General features: G+C 61.7%; 19 protein-coding genes and 1 pseudogene. 10 read left to right on the top strand and 10 right to left on the bottom strand.

The features are described 5' to 3' along the window. Positions 1-13 precede the first annotated feature (13 nt). From FXV83_RS00685 to FXV83_RS00670, 4 genes are all read left to right on the top strand, one after another. A complete protein-coding gene (locus tag FXV83_RS00685; RefSeq protein ID WP_283811688.1) occupies positions 14-2188 on the top strand; it encodes an NHLP family bacteriocin export ABC transporter peptidase/permease/ATPase subunit in 2175 nt (724 codons plus the stop codon). After that, positions 2185-5082: an NHLP bacteriocin export ABC transporter permease/ATPase subunit gene (locus FXV83_RS00680; protein ID WP_148736772.1), complete on the top strand. Its 2898-nt coding sequence runs from the start codon at positions 2185-2187 to the stop codon at positions 5080-5082. The genes FXV83_RS00685 and FXV83_RS00680 overlap by 4 nt, the downstream gene beginning before the upstream one ends. Positions 5083-5145: 63 nt before the next feature. After that, a complete protein-coding gene (locus tag FXV83_RS00675; RefSeq protein WP_235939271.1) occupies positions 5146-5652 on the top strand; it encodes a cyclic nucleotide-binding domain-containing protein in 507 nt (168 codons plus the stop codon). 291 nt (positions 5653-5943) lie between these two features. Then, complete coding sequence (locus FXV83_RS00670; protein ID WP_148736768.1) at positions 5944-6117, top strand: exonuclease V subunit gamma; 174 nt, start codon at positions 5944-5946, stop codon at positions 6115-6117. Between the two features lie 406 nt (positions 6118-6523). On the opposite strand, the gene FXV83_RS00665 is transcribed toward FXV83_RS00670, so the two are convergent. From FXV83_RS00665 to ligD, 6 genes are all read right to left on the bottom strand, one after another. After that, positions 6524-7003 carry a Crp/Fnr family transcriptional regulator gene (locus tag FXV83_RS00665; RefSeq protein ID WP_148736766.1) on the bottom strand — a complete coding sequence of 160 codons (480 nt, stop codon included), beginning with the start codon at positions 7001-7003 and terminating at the stop codon, positions 6524-6526. Positions 7004-7137: 134 nt separating this feature from the next. Then, positions 7138-8622 (bottom strand): autotransporter domain-containing protein, encoded by a 1485-nt coding sequence (locus tag FXV83_RS00660; protein WP_148736764.1) that lies wholly within the window; start codon positions 8620-8622, stop codon positions 7138-7140. Between the two features lie 216 nt (positions 8623-8838). After that, a complete protein-coding gene (locus FXV83_RS00655) occupies positions 8839-9279 on the bottom strand; it encodes a hypothetical protein (RefSeq protein ID WP_148736762.1) in 441 nt (146 codons plus the stop codon). Between the two features lie 82 nt (positions 9280-9361). Continuing rightward, on the bottom strand, positions 9362-9697 hold the full coding sequence (locus FXV83_RS00650; protein WP_148736760.1) for a hypothetical protein: 336 nt from the start codon (positions 9695-9697) through the stop codon (positions 9362-9364). A 90-nt stretch (positions 9698-9787) separates the two neighbouring features. Continuing rightward, positions 9788-10054, bottom strand: coding sequence for a hypothetical protein (locus FXV83_RS00645; RefSeq protein ID WP_187435561.1), 267 nt, complete (start codon positions 10052-10054; stop codon positions 9788-9790). 285 nt (positions 10055-10339) lie between these two features. Continuing rightward, positions 10340-11287, bottom strand: coding sequence for a non-homologous end-joining DNA ligase (ligD, locus tag FXV83_RS00635; protein WP_148736756.1), 948 nt, complete (start codon positions 11285-11287; stop codon positions 10340-10342). A 142-nt stretch (positions 11288-11429) separates the two neighbouring features. Here ligD and FXV83_RS00630 point away from each other — a divergent pair, with 142 nt between their 5' ends. Beyond that, the gene (locus FXV83_RS00630) at positions 11430-12044 is read left to right on the top strand and encodes a cell envelope biogenesis protein TolA (RefSeq protein WP_148736754.1); all 615 of its coding nucleotides are present in this window, start codon (positions 11430-11432) and stop codon (positions 12042-12044) included. A 435-nt stretch (positions 12045-12479) separates the two neighbouring features. Continuing rightward, positions 12480-12662, top strand: coding sequence for a DUF3606 domain-containing protein (locus FXV83_RS00620; RefSeq protein WP_148736752.1), 183 nt, complete (start codon positions 12480-12482; stop codon positions 12660-12662). A gap of 33 nt (positions 12663-12695) precedes the next feature. Here the strand turns inward: FXV83_RS00620 and FXV83_RS00615 are convergent, their stop codons facing one another. Beyond that, on the bottom strand, positions 12696-12962 hold the full coding sequence (locus FXV83_RS00615) for a hypothetical protein (RefSeq protein WP_148736750.1): 267 nt from the start codon (positions 12960-12962) through the stop codon (positions 12696-12698). A 517-nt stretch (positions 12963-13479) separates the two neighbouring features. On the opposite strand from FXV83_RS00615, the gene FXV83_RS00610 reads away from it, so the two are divergent. Then, a complete protein-coding gene (locus FXV83_RS00610; RefSeq protein ID WP_430648921.1) occupies positions 13480-14067 on the top strand; it encodes a thermonuclease family protein in 588 nt (195 codons plus the stop codon). A 712-nt stretch (positions 14068-14779) separates the two neighbouring features. After that, a complete protein-coding gene (locus tag FXV83_RS00605; protein WP_235939270.1) occupies positions 14780-15676 on the top strand; it encodes an ArdC family protein in 897 nt (298 codons plus the stop codon). A 179-nt stretch (positions 15677-15855) separates the two neighbouring features. On the opposite strand, the gene FXV83_RS45330 is transcribed toward FXV83_RS00605, so the two are convergent. Next, entirely contained in the window at positions 15856-16020 is a 165-nt protein-coding gene (locus FXV83_RS45330) for a hypothetical protein (RefSeq protein ID WP_187435560.1), read from the bottom strand. A gap of 245 nt (positions 16021-16265) precedes the next feature. Further along, positions 16266-16421, bottom strand: a pseudogene (locus FXV83_RS43760) (DUF736 family protein); the annotation flags it as partial. Positions 16422-16771: 350 nt separating this feature from the next. Between FXV83_RS43760 and FXV83_RS00585 the strand changes: the two are divergent. Continuing rightward, entirely contained in the window at positions 16772-17092 is a 321-nt protein-coding gene (locus FXV83_RS00585) for a DUF736 domain-containing protein (RefSeq protein WP_148736748.1), read from the top strand. Positions 17093-17190: 98 nt separating this feature from the next. Here FXV83_RS00585 and FXV83_RS00580 read toward each other — a convergent pair whose 3' ends face one another. After that, complete coding sequence (locus FXV83_RS00580) at positions 17191-17427, bottom strand: helix-turn-helix domain-containing protein (RefSeq protein WP_148736746.1); 237 nt, start codon at positions 17425-17427, stop codon at positions 17191-17193. Between the two features lie 137 nt (positions 17428-17564). On the opposite strand from FXV83_RS00580, the gene FXV83_RS00575 reads away from it, so the two are divergent. Then, positions 17565-17837 (top strand): DUF2285 domain-containing protein, encoded by a 273-nt coding sequence (locus tag FXV83_RS00575; protein ID WP_148736744.1) that lies wholly within the window; start codon positions 17565-17567, stop codon positions 17835-17837. The last annotated feature ends 103 nt before the right edge of the window (positions 17838-17940 follow it).

The raw sequence follows: 17940 nt of genomic DNA, 5'->3' as shown, positions 1-17940 counted from the left end.
CGGGATAACCCAGTTGATATTTCGAACCATTCGACGCTGGTTTGGCCGCGGACCCATCAGGCGAACGCCGACCGTATTGCAGATGGAGGCGGTTGAGTGCGGGGCCGCGGCACTCGCAATGGTGCTGGCCCATTATGGCGCCTGGATTCCGCTCGAACAACTGCGGGTAGCCTGTGGCGTCTCACGGGACGGCAGCAAGGCGAGCAACATCGTCAAGGCGGCGCTTAATCTTGGCATGGCTGCGAAGGGCTTTCGCAAGGAGATCTCGACGCTGCATGAATTGCCCATGCCGTGCATCATTCACTGGAACTTCAACCACTTCGTTGTCCTCGAGGGCATCGATGGCGATCGGGTCTCCATCAACGATCCCGCGATTGGGCGCCGACTGTTGGATTTGTCCGAACTCGACCGCGCCTTCACCGGGGTTGCGCTCGCCATGGAGCCCACGGAGAGCTTTCGGAGGGTTGGCAGCAAGCCCAAGGGCATGCGGCTCCTGTTTCGCGAATTGGGACGATCGCGCGGCCCCCTCGCACTGGTGATCGCGGTCAGCCTTGCGTTGATCATTCCGGGAATCGTCATTCCGGGGTTTTCGAAGATCTTCGTGGACGAAATCCTGATACAGAACAACGAGAGCTGGCTGAAACCGCTGCTCATCGGAATGGGTGCGACTGCTCTCTTCCGGGCGCTGGTTGCGGGTCTGCAGCAATCGCTGCTGCTGCGCCTTCAGACCAAACTCGCTGTTGTCATGATAAGCCGCTTTCTTTGGCACGTGCTTTCGTTGCCAATGGACTTTTTCGCACAACGCCATGCCGGCGAGATCGCGACGCGCGTCGCAACAAACGAGCAGATCTCGAGGCTGCTTTCAGACGGCGTCGTTTCCAACGCGCTCAGCCTTACGTCGCTGATCTTCTTCGCCGCGGCAATGGCCGTCTACGATGGCCCGCTGACCGCAATTGTCGTCGGAGCATCTCTCGTCAACCTGGTGGCGTTGAAGATCATCGGGCAAAGGCGTGAGGATCTCAGCGGCAGTCTAGCGCTCGAACGCGGCAAGCTTGTTGCCAGCACCATCGGTGCCGTGCGAACTATCGAAACGCTGAAGGCCAGCGGACTGGAGGACGAGGCGTTTGCGAATTGGGCGGGTATCCAGGCCAAAACACTCAATGCCGACCAGGAACTCGGCCTGTCGTCCAACCTTCTCGACATGCTTCCGACTCTGCTCTCAGGTCTGACGATGGCTGCCGTTCTAGGTCTCGGCGGGCTGCGCGTGATCGAGGGCTCACTTACGCTGGGAAGTCTCGTTGCCTTTCAGTCGCTGATGGCAAGCTTTTCCTCGCCGATCACGACGCTCGTCAACCAGATCGGCAGTCTTCAGATGATCAAGGGCGGACTGGAACGACTGGAAGACGTGTATAACTACCCACTCGAGGGCACGAGCGGCGGCGCACGAGTGCAGGATATTTCGCCGAAGCTGACCGGACACATCGAACTCAGCAACGTAACCTTCGGTTATTCGATCCTTGAGTCTCCGCTGATTTCGGAGCTCTCGATCTCAATAGCGCCAGGAAAGCGGGTCGCCTTGGTCGGCCCGTCAGGCAGCGGGAAGTCGACGCTCGGTCGTCTCATTTGCGGACTGTACAAGCCCTGGTCGGGTGAGGTCCGCGTTGACGGCTTCACGTTGTCCGAAATCCCGCGCGAGATCTTCGCCAACTCCATCGCTTACGTCGATCAGGACATCTTCCTGTTCGAGGGAACGGCGCGCGACAATCTCACATTGTGGGATACGACGGTCCCCGAGCCGGAAATCTCGCGAGCGCTCAAGGATGCCGCCGTTCATGATGAGATTGCAACGCGCATCGGAAACTATGACTGCTATGTGAGCGAGGGTGGAATGAACTTCAGCGGCGGCCAGCGCCAGCGGATTGAAATCGCGCGCGCACTGGTGGCGAATCCGTCGGTGATCGTACTCGATGAAGCAACCGCAGCGCTCGACCCGATTACTGAAAAGCTGATCGACGAACAGATGCGCCGCCGCGGTTGCACCTGCATCATCATCGCACATCGGCTCAGCACCATAAGGGACAGCGACGAGATCATTGTATTGCAGCAGGGGCGGATCGTCGAACGGGGAGGGCATGAGCAGTTGATGGCCATGAACGGCGTTTACACTCAACTCGTGGCGCAGCAATGAACGAATCGCTGCCACCGCTGCCGGAACCCGTCGCGACGGTCGATTCGCCACTTCCGCGCACCGCTGAGCGCCTCTCTCTCGATGCTCGTCATCCCGTCCTGCTCAACCAGCGCGGCCGGGCCATGCAGGTCGTTTTTGGCTATGTCGACGTGTTTGCCGTCGGATTCTCTGGAGACAAGCCGCAGACCGCACGACATCACCTCTTCCGCGCGGAGCACGACGAGATCTTCGCCGATATCTTGGACGTCTCCGATGATTCGGAGATTCGGACGATTGCGGTCGGAGGCGAGAGCGCCGAAGCCCTGCAGATGCGGTGCGCCGACTGTTGCGATGAGGCAATCGAGCGGTGGCTTGCGAGACTATCCAAGTCGATCGCCGGGCCTAATCCAGGTTGGGACATACAGGAGGCAACGAACCTCATCTCAGTTGAAATGAAGCCTGGCGAGCGCCGACGAGGGCCGGCGCGCGACGTTGTCTGGGTGTCGGTCGCGGCAGGCAGTGCGCGCTTGATGGGCCAGGAACCAGCCTATCAGCCCGGCGGTCCGTCAATTCCACTTTCCGCCGGAATGTGGCTTATTGCCGGAGAGGGTGGCTGTACGCTTGGGAACGGCGGACGGCCGACCGGCTCCGCGCTCCACGAGGTGCTCGACCATTTCCACCGCTGCGCGGCGGCATGCATCCGGGAGGGCCTACGGAAAAACGTGGACCTGGAAAGCCAGCGACTGATCGGCCTAAACGAGCTGACCAGGTCGCGGGCCACGGAGATGTTCGACCGCCTCTCGGCGATCATCGTCGGCCCTTCCGATCGGCTCGAAACAGCCGTCGACGTGTCAGAGGACCGGCTGCTCGGGGCGTGTCGAACCGCAACGAGGGACCTGGAAATTGCGATCCTTGCGCCGCCGGCGCGGCCGTCGACGCAGCAGACGTTCAACGACATTGTCGAGATTGCCCGCGCCTCCCGACTGCGCGTTCGCCGCATTCAGTTGCGCCGTGACTGGTGGCTTGGCGACGCGGGCGCAATGGTCGGCTGGTACGGAGCGCAGCGCGATCCGGTTGCACTCGTTCGGGTTTCAGGCCGCTACCTTATGATTGGCCCAGAAGCGGCAGCGCGCCGCCCGGTGGACCGGGAAGTCGCGCAGGAGCTTGATCCCGAGGCTGCGGCGTTCTATCCGACCCTGCCCTCGTCCAGGTTGAGGCTTCGCGATCTGCTGGTCTTCTCGCTCCAGCATGTGCGCGGCGATGTGACACGAATCGCCCTGGCCGTCGCCTTCATCGGGCTGCTGTCATTGGTGACGCCGCTGATCACGCAAGCGCTCGTCAGTTCCGTGATCCCCCGCACCGAAGTCGACCAGCTCGCCTTCTGCGCCCTTGCGCTTGCGGTCGTTGCGATCGCATCGGCCGGCGTGCAGTTGATGGAAGGGGTGGCGATGCTTCGCCTTGAGGGTTTGGTCGATTGGCGACTGCAAGCTGCCGTGATCGATCGACTGCTCAAGCTACCTGCTTCCGTATTTCGGGAATACACTGTTGGCGACTTCGTCAGCCGTGCGCTGGGAATCGACGCGGTCCGCCGGATTCTCACCGGGCAGACCTTGCGCAGTCTGATGGCTGGACTCTTCTGCTGGTTCAGCGTTCTCCTCATGGTGATCTACGATGCGCGGCTTGCGCTGGTCGCGCTCGCCCTGTTGTTCATCAGGGCCATCCTGATTGTTGGCACCAGCGCGCTGCGAATCTATCACGAGACCCGCCAGTTCAATTTGCAGGGGAAGGTCGAAGGATTTGTGCTGCAACTTCTGTCCAGCGTTGGAAAGCTGCGCGTTGCTGCCGCGGGGGTTCGCGCCCTCGCCGTGTGGTCACGACAGTTTTCAGCCCAGAAGCGGCACTTCATCGCCTCGCAGCGGGCCGCCAATGCGCTCGCATTGTTCGAAGGCTCGTTTCCAACCGTCGCGACCCTCATCCTGTTCGCCTACGCCTCGTGGACCCGGAGCGTCCTCATCGCGGACTTCGGCGCCTTCTTTGCCTTCCTCGCCGCCTTCGGCCAATCGATGGCCGGGGTCGGGATGTGGGCCAATGGCGTAAGCGCCTCACTTGTGGCCATCCCCCATATTACCCGCATCCGGCCGCTCGTCACCGCCGAGGCTGAGATCTCCGACGACCGCAAAGCGCCGGGCGAACTGACCGGCGCCGTGGAATTCTCACGCGTGACCTTCCGCTACACCGCGGGCGGCCCGACCGTGGTCGACAACGTTTCACTGCGCATCGCACCCGGCGAGTACGTTGCCATCGTCGGACCGTCCGGAAGCGGCAAATCCAGCCTGTTTCGCCTGCTGTTGGGCTTCGAGAAGCCGGAGTCGGGGGCCGTGTTCCTGGACGGCAAGGCTCTCGACACCCTGGATGTCAGCGCAGTGCGCCGCCAGCTCGGCGTCGTCCTGCAAAACGGCAGACTGGCAACGGGCAGCATCTACGAGAATATCTGCGGGGGCCTGCCGCTCCCGCTCGAACAAGCCTGGGCTGCGGCGCGGATGGCAGGACTCGATGCTGATATCAGGAAGATGCCAATGGGCATGCATACGGCGATCGCCGAGGGCGTCAATACGCTCTCCGGCGGACAGCGCCAGCGCATCATGATCGCGCGCGCAGTCGCTCGACGCCCGCGCATCCTTTTGTTCGACGAGGCGACCAGTTCGCTCGACAATCGTTCGCAGGCCGTCGTCAGCGATTCGCTTGGGGCTCTCAATGTCACGCGAATCGTAATCGCGCACCGGTTGAGCACGGTGCGCCAGGCCGATCGTATTATCGTGCTCACCGACGGCAAGATGACGCAGACCGGAACATTCGCCGAACTGAGCGAGGCGAAGGGCACGTTCGCAGACTTCGCGCGCAGGCAGCTCCTTTGAGGCATCTCGTGCAACATTGATCAGAGGTCAATAATGCGGAAAGTTCTGTACATCTTTGGCCTGTTGACCGACGGCGATATCGAATGGATGGCTAAGAACGGAACATGCCGGCGCCTGAGCGATGGCGAGGTTCTCATCGAGGAGGGCGGCAGGTCCGACTCGCTGATCCTGCTACTGGAGGGCGAGTTGCAAGTGTCGGCAAGGGGCTATGGCGACGTTGCGCGCATGGGCGTTGGCGAGATTGTGGGCGAGGTCTCTCTCGTTGATTCGGCACCACCATCGGCCACGATCACCACCCGTGGCGAGGGCCTCGCCCTATTTCTCGACAAACGGCAACTGCTGGAGAAGCTGGAGCACGACGAAAGCTTCGGCTCGCGCTTCTATCGCGCGCTCGCCGTGTTCCTCGCCGATCGCTTGCGGGCGACCCGGCAGCCCGCAACGGACAGGCTCTTGGACGGGACTGCGCTTTCGCGGGATGAACTCGACATCGGCATCATGGATCACGTAACCGCGGCGGGTGAGCGGTTCAGTCGTTTGTTGAGGATGTTGCATTGCCATTCGGTCAATTGAGAAGACGCGGAAGTGTCTTGCCGGCTCGGCCTTCCCGGACCTTCCGCGCCCGCGCTCGACAAGGCTGAAGGGGACGCAAAGCAGTCCTCTATCGGCTTGCGGGGTCGAGCGCCCCCAGAGATTTCATCTCGATGAGGAATCTTCGACGGAGAGAACGTCCTGAAGGACGTCGCAGGAGACCACCTCTCCAGCGAGGTCCAGAGTGATCTAGGCCACAAACAAGTTAGGTCATATCAAGCAATGTCGCACCACGCGGCATCGGGCCGCGCTCAACAACGAAAGGAAATTGCCATGACCGATTCAGCTACCAACAAAGACAAAGCTTTGACCCTCGATGACCTCGACCGCGTTGCGGGCGGTATCATTCTTGTAAGCGGATTTCACAATCACTTCATGTCTGCCATCGACCGGGTTGCTCTCAATCCCCAGCCGCTTCCGCCGCGGGTTTTCTTGTTCGGCAAGTGACCGGCACGCGATGGGAAAGTTGGTCGCGGGTTGTCGCGTGCCGCAGGCGCGCTCTGCGCGCGGACAAGCGAGCGGCGCCACCGGTTATCGGTGGCGCCGCTGCAAGTTGGTTTCAAATGTGCCGACTGCTCTCCGGATCACCCGGATTGAGAGGCGCGCGGCCGCGACCAATAACGTGTCAGCAAGCAGCTTGTGATAACGAGAGCAGCGGGGCGTAATTGACGCAACTGCGATGCCGTCCACCGCCGGGACTATTGGAGTTGTCGTTCGATGTCGAAGATAAGTACTTCGACGTGTGACGTCGGCTCGTCGAGCAGAGCCAGGATCTTGATTTCAGCGTCTTGAGAACGAAACTGACGATATCGGTCGCCTTCTTGATCCATGGGGCGCCCGCGAACGTACGTCATTATTGCTTCGCTTGAAGCATCTGCATCTCGGTAATGCGATTGTCGGCGCGGCGGAGCCGCCGACAAAGCTCGCGGTTGATGTTCTGCATCACCAACACATACGCGTAAATGTCGGCTTTGTAGTACATGTAGAGTGTCCGCGCCGTGAGCTCGTACAGCACCGTTGGGCTCTCCGCTACGACAGTGGCCGATCGATTCTGCATTTCGAGGAGCGTCATTTCGCCGAAGAAATCACCGGGCTCCAAACCCGCCATGCGAATTGTGCGCCGCGAACCCGCGAGCTTGCTCACCACGAGCTTGCCGGAGTGAACGATGAACATCGAGCGTCCCGGTTCTCCTTCCGCCACGACCGTGGCACCGCCGTCGAAGCGCCGCTCGACCAGCATTGGGATCAGGAGATCGAGGCTTGCGTCTGACAGGCCACCGAAGAAAGGCGTGGCGAGCAAGAATGCTTTCAGATCGGGCGAACTGACAGCCATGATCCAATATACTCCTGCTCGCGGCGGCGGCAAATAGGCCGCGCCCCGGCGGGAAGTATCTAAATAATGGTCGCACGGTGTGGAGCGATCGAGCAGATAGATCGGCCCCATGATTGTGCCGAGCCCGCCAGCCTTCAGAAGCCGAAGCGCAACCCGGCGTTCACTCCGACACTGTTGGCGCCGCGATCGGCGACCAGTCCCTCGGCCGAAACGGTGAGCCGCGCATTGGGTCTTAAATCGTAGCCAATGCCGCCGGCGATACGGACATAAGTGTCGCTGAACGGACGCACCGGTGTGAAGATGGGCACGCCGGGCGCCAGCGTGAACGTCGTCTGCAATACCCGCATCGAATCGCGCAGATCCTTCTCCACGGTGACGTCGAGGAAGCTGTCGGCGCGTGCACCGAGGGCGGTAAACCGGGGCTGGAAGCGAACGCCGCCGCTTATTACGGCCGACTGCAGCGACTGGCTTCCGACCGTCTGAGTCAGGGACGGATCGCCTGTCTCCGAATAGCCGTTCACATGGGTATCCGAATAGGTGAAGCCGCCGATCGGGCCCAGACGCCCGACGCCCACGTCAAACAAGTACCCCGCCTTGATCGCGGCGACGGTCGTGTTTCCGTCGACCTTTGGGGTGATCGGCGCGACAAATCCGGTGCGCGAAATGTCGAACCGGTTCCAGCCGTAGGCCGCGACCGCATGCACGAAGAGCTCGCTGGTGTCGTAGGCCAAAAAGCCGCCGAGATGATAGGAGTCGAGGTTGGTCGAGCCGAGCCCCTGCTTGAAATCCGCAGCGGTGCGGGTGTAGCCGAAGGTCGGCCCGACCGTGACGTTCGGCGTGAGGTAGAATTTTGCCCCGGCCAGCACGCCGCCCGAATCGTAGCTGTATTTGGTCGAGCCGAACGCGTCGACGTGGTCGCCGTGATGGTAATTGCCCTGCACGAACAGCGCGACCCGGCAGGGATTTGCGATCGGCGCTTTGACAATGGGGGCCTTGGCGGCCAGCGGCGCTGGCGCAATCGGCGCCTGATCGACGCAGGCCTGTCCGCGGCCGGTGTCGAGTTGCGAAAGCAGGTCGCGCGAAAAATCCTGAGCGCCGAGCTGGGCCATGCTCGGTAGCGCCGCCGCAGTCTCTGGCGCGAATAACAGGTTTGATGCCACGCGCTCCAGATAGCCGGTGCCGAGTGCCGCGATCGGCGAGGCCGCGAGCTGGATCACGATCGCCGATGCGTCATTGCCGGTCTGCGCGACCGCCGAGGCGTTGGTCGGGCCGACCTGGATGACATAAGCGTGGCTGAAATCGCCGGTCTGGGTGATCGTGGCGGTGTTGGTGGTGTCGACCTGGATGATCGCGGCGCGGTTATAGAAGCCGCTTTGGGTCACGGTCGCCAACGGATTAGGCGCCAACTGAACTATGCCGGCGATATTCTGCCCGGGCCCGAACGCCTGATTCACGACGATCGGACCATTCAGCGATACAAAGCCGTAGCCGTTCGTATCAATGAAGCCGGTCTGTGCACTTGCCGGTTCGGCCAGCAGCGCGATGGCGGCCGCCCCGAGCGCATATCCAAGCCGCCACCTTTGTCGAAGTAATGATTTGTCGGCTGATTTGCTTCCCATCGCCCCACCTCGTCCCGCCTAAAAAGGATGCGGTCAAATCTGCCGATAAAGCGGCACATTAGCTCAATCGGGTCCGGCTGCCTGTTGCAGTGGGGTGACAACCGCTGAAATCTTTCGGCGCAAGCGTCGCTGCCGATGACACGACGCGAAAACCCGCGGCCGGCGATAGGCCGGCGCGGTTTCCGATCGCGGCGGTCCTGGCTGGCGCCGGAACCGTTACATCTTCTTCTGCAAACCCAGCGATTTCATCAGATTGTCCAGGGTCTGCTGCGATTGCGGCGAGGCGCCTTTGCGGATCTGCCGATAGACATCTGAGTCGGTGAGCGCGGGATCGCGCTCATTGTCGCCATCGGCTTCGTCCGGCGCTGTCGGCACATTCGGGGTCTTGCTACCTTCGGACTCGGTCGGATTGGGCGAGCCGGGCGTCGATCGCTGGATGATTGTTGCCGAGTTGCCGCCGTTGTGCTGCTCGATATGCGTATAGCCGGGACGGGTGTCCACCCGCTTCTCGGTCTTCGATGGATCGCCGCTCTGGGTGATGTTGGCCGAATTGCTGCCGTTGTTCACGGACGTCGTCTCGGCCCGCAATGACGCGCTCGCGAGAGCAGCCACCAGGGCTCCGGCAAACACGAAGCCCGACCATTGGATCCGCTTCATCTGTTCCTCCTGTCATGAAAGCGGGTTGGGCGAGGGGACCCGCCCAACCGCCGTGCGGCTCCGGCCGATAGGGCCGACAACCTTACCATTGATTGACCTTGACGCGGTTGCCGTTTCCAACCTGCATGGCGCCGGCGCTGTTGTCACGGCCGTGCTGGCTGAGGCGGGTCGAGTTATTGTCGCCGAGCTGAAGCTGGCTCGACGTGTTGCTGGTTCCGGACTGCCGCGCGCCGGCCGACATTCCGTTGCCGGCTTGCACCTGGCCGTTCATGTTGTATTGGCAGTTCTGGCTGACGCTGTCGCTGGCGCCGTTGCCGATCTGGGTCCGGGCGTGCACGCAAGCGGTGATGCCGCCGGCGAAAGCCGGAGCGGAGACCAGAGCCAGCGCGGCGCTGGTGATAAACAGAAGCTTTCTCACGGGTTTCTCCTTTCGAGGTTCGCGGGGCGGAAAGGAATGTGAGGGACGGGTCCGTCACGTTTCCTTTCCGCGCGAAGCGAGATCAGGTGATCAGTGGCGGCGCTGCCACACACCAGCGTAGTTGCCGTCGCCACTCTGGCCGATGCCGGCGTTGTTGTTGCGGCCGACCTGATGGATGCCAGCGCCGTTGCCGTTGCCGAACTGAATGACCTGGCTGTCGTTGTTGCGGCCTTTCTGGAAGGTTTCGGCCGCGTTGCCGTTGCCGTTCTGCACGATGGAAGAGGAGTTGCCAGCATACGCGCTCGAAGCAGTGAGTGAGAGGACGGCGGCGGAGACGATGAGGATGGAGCGAAACATGGGAGTAGTCCTTTCTGGGTCAATTCGAACCGCTTGATTGCCGTTCGATGATTGGACGATAGGACTCATCGGCCCATCGTTCCGTGTGCTGGATCACACTGGGTCAGACCGCGGCGCTTCAAGCTGCCGATCACGCTTGCGACGCTCGAAGTCACGCCTGAGGGCATGCGACCGGAAATCCACGACCTTGAAGGCGACTGAGCGCACCAGCGCGGAGGGAATTCACAGCGGAGGAGGCGAATGCCTTAATTCGTTCCGCCTGCCGGTTACGCCCGAAGGGAAGCGCTATTTGCGCGGACGTTCTCGCTCGCGCACGACATCCTTCGCCCGCTTGTCGGATCTGAGCCCGAGGTAGACGGGCTGGCGCAGTTCGCCCTTGCTCGTCCACTCCGCGAATCTGACCTCGGCGACCATCGAGGGCCTGACCCAAGTCGTGACGGCCTCGTCCTTCACCTTGGCAGGAAAGGGTGATTTAGCGGCCGTCAGCTTCACCAGCTTGGCATGGAGGTCTTCCAGGACCTTGTGGCTGAAGCCAGTGCCGACATGTCCGATGTAGCGCCAGGCGTCGTCTTCCCGCACGGCGAGGACCAGGGCGCCGAAGAACGGCCTGGTGCGCCTGGGCGCCGTGAAGCCGGCGATCACCACTTCCTGCCGCTTTGCCGTCTTGATCTTCAGCCAATCCGAGGTCCGGCTACCGGACGCATACGCGCTGTCGGCGCGCTTCGCCATGATGCCTTCGAGACCGTTCCGCTCGGCCTCGGCGAAGAATTTCGTGCCGTTCCCTTTACGGTGAGCGCTGAAGGCGATCAGCTTGTCGCGCGGCAGAATTGCCTTCAGGCGCTTCTTGCGCTCGAGAAGAGGCTGCTTGCGCAAGTCCACTCCGTTCTCAAACATGAGATCGAAGGCGCAATACAGCAGCTTCGCCTCATGACGCAGCGCGTTTTGAAGCAGCTGGAAATGCGAGAGGCCGTCCTTACCGATCGCGATGAGTTCACCATCGATTACGGCGTCGCCCTTCACGCCCTCCAGCGTTTTGGCGACCTCGATATAACTGCGGCTGATGATCTTGCCGTTGCGGCTGTAGAGCGCAACCTCGCCCCGCCGGATTTCCGCGACCATCCGGAAGCCGTCGTACTTGTCCTCGAAAACCCAGCCGGGGTCGTCGAATGGCGCGTCGGTGAGCGTAGCAAGCATCGGCTGCAGGCGCTTGGGGAGGGTCGACGTCCGGCTCATCCGAGGTCAATCCTTAAGAGCGCGTTCCGAAATGCATGGAAGTCCTTCAAGGATTAGGGAACGCTACGAGGCCGCGTCATGTTCCGCAGGCGCCGTGACGTGCGCGACGTTGACGATCGATCGGGGAGGGCGGATCAGACAGATGGCCAGGAAACTGAAAACTTATCAGACCTCGCTGGGCTTTTTCGATCAGGCCATCGCGGCGCCATCCATGAAGGCGGCTCTGGAAGCGTGGGGTGCCGACAGCAATCTCTTCCATCAGGGCGCGGCGAAGGAGAGCCACGATCCGGACGTCATCGCCGCGACCTTGGCAAAGCCTGGCGTCGTTCTCAGGCGCCCGGTTGGGACTGACCGGCCTTTCAGCGAACATGCCGAGCTGCCCACCAATCTTGGCGGCGGCGGACCAACGAAAGCCGCCCGCAAGTCGAAAGGCCCGAAGACCAAGACGCCTTCCTCTCGCCCCGTCAACAAGGCTGCGGAGCGGAAGGCCGCTCTCGCCTACGAACGGGAGCAGGCGCGCCGTGAACGTGAACGAGCGAGGGAAGAGGCCGCCAGGCAGAAGGAGCGTGAACGCCGTCAGCAGGCGGTCGACAAGGCACAGGCTGCGTTGGCCAAAGCCGAGCAGGAGCACGCGAAGCGGGCGGCCGCCATCCAGACCGAGATCGAGGCTCTTGAGAAAAGATCGCAAACTGAACAAGTCCGCTGGGATAAGGAGAAGGAGCGATTGGAAGCCGCCTTGCGGCGCGCGCGGGGTTAGTTTTTGTGGCGGCAACCACGCGTGAATGCCAGCGGGTCCCTCCAGAGAAACACCGAAAAATCGGTAGTGCCCTCGGCTGCGGGAACGACGATCTCGCCGTCGACGATGGCGGCGGTCGCCTTGATGCGCCAGGCATCATGGGCGACCTTTGTGAAGCGGTGGGTCCAGCGTGCCCCCGCCGGGTGAAGATCCTGGCCGCCTGTTGGCAAAATGGACCTGGACCCGGTAGCCGCCGAACTTGATTCGCCGGACGGCACCTTGCCAAGGCCGATCCGATGAAGCCGGGCAACGGCGCCTCTACGCCGATGGGCGCGGATCTTTCACGCTGAAGCGCCACTAAAGCACCCACGCAACAGCTGATTCAAACTGAATCGTTCCGGAACCCGTGAATCCTTTGCTGCGTTGGTTTGTCATCAAATCCGACAGGAGGAGCCGATGGCGGCAGCGAAGAAGACAGCGCGTGGGCGCAAGCAGGACCGGGCTCGTGTGGCCGGCGGGCAAAAGTATGAACTGGGGTACGAGTCCAAGAAGACAGGACGGTCGGCGTCAGCGGTCAAGAAAGCTGTCAAGAAGGTCGGCAACAGCCGGAAGCGCGTCGAGAAGCGTCTCGCGCGCTAGTTATCTTTGCTGCGTCGATTGTCCAGCGCGTGCCTAGACCTCGGGCGGGCATTCGGGGCAGGTATCGCCGATCGAATCCAGGACCTCGGTAACCGCACCGGTGGCCGCCTCGGGCGAAAGGCCTGATGGCCGATCCTGGCGGGCGATTTCGAACGCGCGCTCACGGGCGTGTGGATCTGCGCGATCCCTCATCCATCCGTGGTACTCACACTCGCGGATCGCGCCTACCTCCTGCAGCACCGCTATGGCCCACCCTCGTACAGTGCGGATCGCCGTCCGCCGCTCCTTGGTCATCAGCATCAAGATCGCTCCTCCGCGAACGACGAATCCTTGCGGCCCTCAATTCGTTCCGGCTGCTAACACAGAGCAGGGATTCCAAATCGTCGGGGCAGGCGCTTGTCCACGTGTTCCGCCGCCCTGTGCAAAACCAGCCGCGTCGCGCCTCACGACTTTCAGCCTCGTCTGGTATCAGCGCCTCGTCTGGTGAAGGGCGCTGCAGCGCCCTTGCCTCATCCCAAGGGGCGCGCGCTGGGACGAAATTTAACACGCGCTTTGCCGGTTCAGCCTGCCATTCAACGCGACCGGCGAAGTTATCAGGAATGACGGCGTCTGGAGGATTTATGTATTCACTCGGCAGATGGATGCGATTTTGCTCTGGGCTCGCTTCGAGGGATGCTGGCTGCGCGGCAGAGAGTTCACTATCCCGAGCGGCCAGCGAAGCTGCCGGCGCTGAACCACTCGAGAGCCCGGTCGAAATCCAATGTGCGAGATTTGCGATAGCTACAAGGTCATTGGAATGCGTCGGACCTCTGTCGGATTGATTCTCGCCATTATGTCGAGCGTGGCGCTGGCCGATGATTTTGTGGGACAGGCCAGCGTGATCGACGGCGACACGCTGGAAATGCATGGAGTGCGCATTCGGCTTTGGGGCATCGACGCACCGGAGAGCAGCCAGCTGTGCCGCGGCGAAGACAGCTTGCAATATCGTTGCGGTGCGCAGGCCGCAAACGACCTTGACGCGTTCATTGCCCGCCGTCCCGTCAATTGTGTTCCAGTCAGCCTCGACCCATATGGCCGCACGGTCGCGACCTGCTCCGTCGCAGGCAAGGATCTCGCTGAATGGCTTGTACGCAACGGCCTTGCGTTGGATTGGCCTCAATACTCGAAGGGCAGGTATCACGAAGCTCAGCGCGAGGCTGAGCGCACCGGCCAGGGACTCTGGAAGGGCAGTTATGTGGAGCCGTGGCTCTATCGTGCATGCATCCGCGCAAGTGGAAAGCCGCCTGTTCGGATGACGCAAATGCCCATCCTTGAGCGATCCCTGCGAGGCGCCAATCCACAGCGCGTTCGCCAATCACCGGGCTTGGGCAGGTGGCTCTGGCGCGGTTTGGGCGACTCACGCTAGCCATCATTCCCAATCACCTCACTGCAGAATGGAAATGAAATGGTTGCAGCTACCGGTGAATTGCCGGCCTCTGGTTACGCGCTTGAAGTGGACGGCCGAATTTGCAACCAGATATGGCGCCAGGGCAGGTGGCGAAGAACTAAAGAAGCGTTTTCCCATGCTTCAGATCAGGATCTATGACGCGCAGACGAACGCGCGCGAGGAAATCTAGATCCGCTGATTCAAGTTTTGGCGGAGTTTTGCTCGGCCAGAGCGCGTGCGGCTGCCGGCGCATCGGGCTCTCGTGAACCGAGCCGCTTTGCGTCTCGGCCGTGCGGCTTCGATCCCTCGCGCAAGAGCTACGGAGCTCCTCGCCGGGGGCACTCGGAAAAGGGGCTCGCCTGCGGCGACCGCTATCACTGCCCCGTTCCCGGGTGCCGCTATTGAACCGGTCTCGTCGCTGCACTCGGACCCGCGTGTCCCTTCGGGTCGCTATGCTCACGCTCTCCGGGTGCCATTTTCCGTTACGGCGATGCGCCGCTGGCGCACGCCTGGTCGGGCCTGCGGCCCTGGGTAGCTCAACGTAATCCCATGAACTTCCGATAGAAGGCGGGCTGCGTCGCAGATTTCGCATTCTTTCATGTAGAGGCGAGAGTCAGAGTGCCGCGCGGTTTTGCCGTGACGGGTTACAGGCTGCGAGAGAGGCTCGCGGCGCCCGCCGCGGAGATCCGCGATGTCCAGACATTATCCTCGGGCGCGCACCGGTGAGGACCGGAGAAGCCTTTATGACGACATCACCAACAAGATCATCGCCGAGCTGGAGGCTGGCCGAGTGCCGTGGGTGCAGCCTTGGGGCACGGCGGCCGCGAAGGCGCCTTTGGCGTTGCCGAAGAGCGCCGCTACCGGCCGTCCATACAGTGGCATAAATATTTTGATTCTATGGGGTGCAGCGACCGAACACGGATTTACAGGTCAGAGCTGGCTTACATTCCGCCAGGCGCTGTCGCTCGGTGGTCACGTCCGCAAGGGCGAGCGCGGCACGACCCTCGTCTATGCCGAACGCTTTGTTCCGGTCGACGAAAAGCGCCGCGCGAGCGAGAACGGTGAGGAAGCGCAGGCCATTCCGTTCCTCAAGCGCTTCACGATCTTCAACAGCGATCAATGCGACGGCCTGCCTCCAGAGATCGCGACGACGGCGCCGCCTCCGCCGCCAGGCCTGATCGAGCCGCAGGTCGAATACTTGATCGAGGCGACCGGCATCGACTTCCGCATCGGCGGCAACCGCGCCTTCTATTTGCCGACGGAAGACTATGTGCAGGTGCCCCCACCGCAAGCCTATTTCGAGCCGATCAATTGGCATCGAACGGCCTTGCATGAGCTGGCGCATGCCAGCGGCCATCCCTCACGTCTCAACCGCGACTTGTCGGGCAGCTATGGAACCAGGAAGTACGCGTTTGAGGAGTTGGTTGCGGAAATCTCGTCTGCGTTCAGTTGCGCTTCGCTCGGCGAAGCGGCTCGGCATCCCCGTTTGGAGGTTCGGCGGCGCGTGAGCGCCGTCTTATCGCATCCAGGGCGTCAAAGCGGAGTTGCAGCTGCCGCAACTCCGCCTCGTTTCCGATTTCTACATTAGAACTTGCGCCGTGGTGGTGGAAGGCGCGATTGATAAATCTATGCACATGGAGCCACCACCATGCTCGCGTTTGGGCTTGTTCTCAACATACTTGGTATCGGTCTGTTCTGCTGGGTGATCTTTGCCCTCGCAGCGTATGCCTGCCGTTTTTCGTCGCACTGAGTATCGGGATGACGGCGTCACAGACCGGCACTGGTGTCGTTGGCGCGCTGCTTCTCGGAACTGCCGGTGGTGCGCTGACGCTTGTCCTCGGTCAGGTCGCCGTTGCCGTTACTCGGTCCTTGGTCTTGCGCATCGCGATCGCGACAGCGTTCGCTGTTCACGCCGCCGTCGCTGGCTATCATGTAGTGTTTGCCGTGTCGCAGATCGGGGTGCCTTCGCTGGCTTGGCGCGAGGCCTTTGCTTGCCTAGGTGCGGTTTGCATCGGCGGCACGGCATGGACGCGCTTGACCGCTTTCGCGGAAACCCGCCCGTTGGAGTCGGCCGGGGTGGCGGGGAATATGCCTCAACAAGTTCTCGCAGCCGCCACGCATGAGTGATGAGGCTTCGTCGCCATCATCGGTCCAGCAAGGTAGCACAGGGCTGCCACGTTGAACGAGGGATCGTCGAGCTTGAGCGAAAAGTAACAGCGCTTCTCCTGGGAGCGCTTTAAGCGAGCCCTACCAATTTCTGTCTGGCCCACATAGCTGCGGTGGAGCGGCGCGCCGCGCTCGATCATTCCTGCCGGGACGATACCGCCCTTTGCGGCAGATAGTTTCTCTTTCTGCGCCGAACCGTACCAACCTCTTGTTCAGCAGAACCGAGATTCGCCAGACTTCTCCTCAAGATTGCGGTTCAGCACGCAGACCACGTGGCCTCTTTGATGGCTTGATCTGGCCGAAGACCGGCTGCGCCTCGATCGTCTGCGCCGCAACGCCGTTGATGCGACTTTCTTCCCCTGGGCTTCGCCCATTCCTCGCGAGACAAGAAACTCGCCACAACGGCGTCCTCCGCTGCGCTTTGGCCCATGCGGGTGCGTCGCCGATCGTCATCGGCCCCTAGATCGCCATCGAGGCCGCGGTGGTCGCGGGCTCGAAACACAACAGGAGAAGTGAGATGGCTAACATCGGTTCTTTCAAGAAAGTTGGCAACGATTTCCAGGGCGAAATCATCACCCTGAGTTTGCAGGCCAAGGGCGTCCGCATCGTCGCCGAGACCAACCGCTCCAACGACAACGCTCCCAGCCACCGCATCTACCTGGGCCGCGCCGAAATTGGGGCAGCCTGGTCGAAGCGCTCCGAAGAGGGCCGCGATTATCTCTCGCTCAAGCTCGACGATCCGTCCTTCAACGCGCCGATCTACGCGAACCTGTTCGACGAGGAAGGCGGCGAAGGCTACACCCTCCTCTGGTCGCGGCCGCGCAAGAACGGCGATTAAGATCGCCCCACCAAGCCCCGTCCGGTCCGCCGGGCGGGGCTTCTCATTCTGGTGCGCATCAGCCGGCGCCCGCCAAAGGACCGAGTGGCTCGCATGAGCTAGTCGGCCTGGTCCCGTGTCTTTCGCTTGGGACGAGTCAGCAGATCGGCTGCCTCTACACCCAGGCTACGCGCCAACCGATCGACAACGTCGATACCCGCCGCATAGACGCTTCGTTCGAGCGCGCTGATATAGGTGCGGTCAATATCCGCCCTGTGGGCCAATTCCTCCTGGGACAAACCGCGCGCCTGTCGGAGCTTCCGCAAATTGATTGCAAGTACCTCGCGTATGTCCATACGCGAGAGGGCACGTCCTTGAAGAGTATTTCACCACGGAGTATTCTCGACAAAATGTGCAGGTCCGGTCTCGCGACTAAACTTCAGCCTGTTCCGGCCTGCGTGTTAGAAATTGTCTAATCTAAGGCATGGAGTTTATGAAGAATCCGCCGCTCGATCCCGATGTCGCCGACGCCGCGCCCACAGAACAGATTCTGACGGCCTATGACGAACAGCATGTCGTCACGTACATTCGCCTCCTGCAGGCTGACAGCGAAGGGGCTGAGTGGACGGAAGTCGCCTGGGTAGTGCTGCATATCGATGCGGAGCGCGAGCCGGATCGTGCGCGCCGCGCATACCAGAGTCACCTCGCGCGCGCCAAGTGGTTGACCGAGCAGGGACGGTTATTGCGCGGCAATGGCTCAAAGTAGAAAAAATCGCCGATTAGAGAGTTGCAGCCGAAACGATTTTCTTCCGCTCGCCGGTGGTCATTCTCATGCTCCACGTGGTGCCAAACTAGACGATCGATTCCAT

This window comes from Bradyrhizobium hipponense (genome assembly GCF_008123965.1).
GTDB classification, from domain to species: Bacteria; Pseudomonadota; Alphaproteobacteria; order Rhizobiales; family Xanthobacteraceae; genus Bradyrhizobium; species Bradyrhizobium hipponense.
The sequence above is the reverse complement of the archived record's forward strand: the minus strand, read 5'-3'. Positions and strand labels throughout refer to the sequence as shown.

Coding starts and splice junctions, on each gene's coding strand:
- FXV83_RS00680 (WP_148736772.1), top strand. CDS start 2,185: ATGAACGAATCGCTGCCACCGCTGCCGGAACCCGTCGCGACGGTCGAT.
- FXV83_RS00670 (WP_148736768.1), top strand. CDS start 5,944: ATGACCGATTCAGCTACCAACAAAGACAAAGCTTTGACCCTCGATGAC.
- FXV83_RS00665 (WP_148736766.1), bottom strand. CDS start 7,003: ATGGCTGTCAGTTCGCCCGATCTGAAAGCATTCTTGCTCGCCACGCCT.
- FXV83_RS00660 (WP_148736764.1), bottom strand. CDS start 8,622: ATGGGAAGCAAATCAGCCGACAAATCATTACTTCGACAAAGGTGGCGG.
- FXV83_RS00655 (WP_148736762.1), bottom strand. CDS start 9,279: ATGAAGCGGATCCAATGGTCGGGCTTCGTGTTTGCCGGAGCCCTGGTG.
- FXV83_RS00645 (WP_187435561.1), bottom strand. CDS start 10,054: ATGTTTCGCTCCATCCTCATCGTCTCCGCCGCCGTCCTCTCACTCACT.
- ligD (WP_148736756.1), bottom strand. CDS start 11,287: ATGAGCCGGACGTCGACCCTCCCCAAGCGCCTGCAGCCGATGCTTGCT.
- FXV83_RS00630 (WP_148736754.1), top strand. CDS start 11,430: ATGGCCAGGAAACTGAAAACTTATCAGACCTCGCTGGGCTTTTTCGAT.
- FXV83_RS00620 (WP_148736752.1), top strand. CDS start 12,480: ATGGCGGCAGCGAAGAAGACAGCGCGTGGGCGCAAGCAGGACCGGGCT.
- FXV83_RS00615 (WP_148736750.1), bottom strand. CDS start 12,962: ATGCTGATGACCAAGGAGCGGCGGACGGCGATCCGCACTGTACGAGGG.
- FXV83_RS00605 (WP_235939270.1), top strand. CDS start 14,780: ATGTCCAGACATTATCCTCGGGCGCGCACCGGTGAGGACCGGAGAAGC.
- FXV83_RS45330 (WP_187435560.1), bottom strand. CDS start 16,020: ATGATAGCCAGCGACGGCGGCGTGAACAGCGAACGCTGTCGCGATCGC.
- FXV83_RS00585 (WP_148736748.1), top strand. CDS start 16,772: ATGGCTAACATCGGTTCTTTCAAGAAAGTTGGCAACGATTTCCAGGGC.
- FXV83_RS00580 (WP_148736746.1), bottom strand. CDS start 17,427: ATGGACATACGCGAGGTACTTGCAATCAATTTGCGGAAGCTCCGACAG.
- FXV83_RS00575 (WP_148736744.1), top strand. CDS start 17,565: ATGAAGAATCCGCCGCTCGATCCCGATGTCGCCGACGCCGCGCCCACA.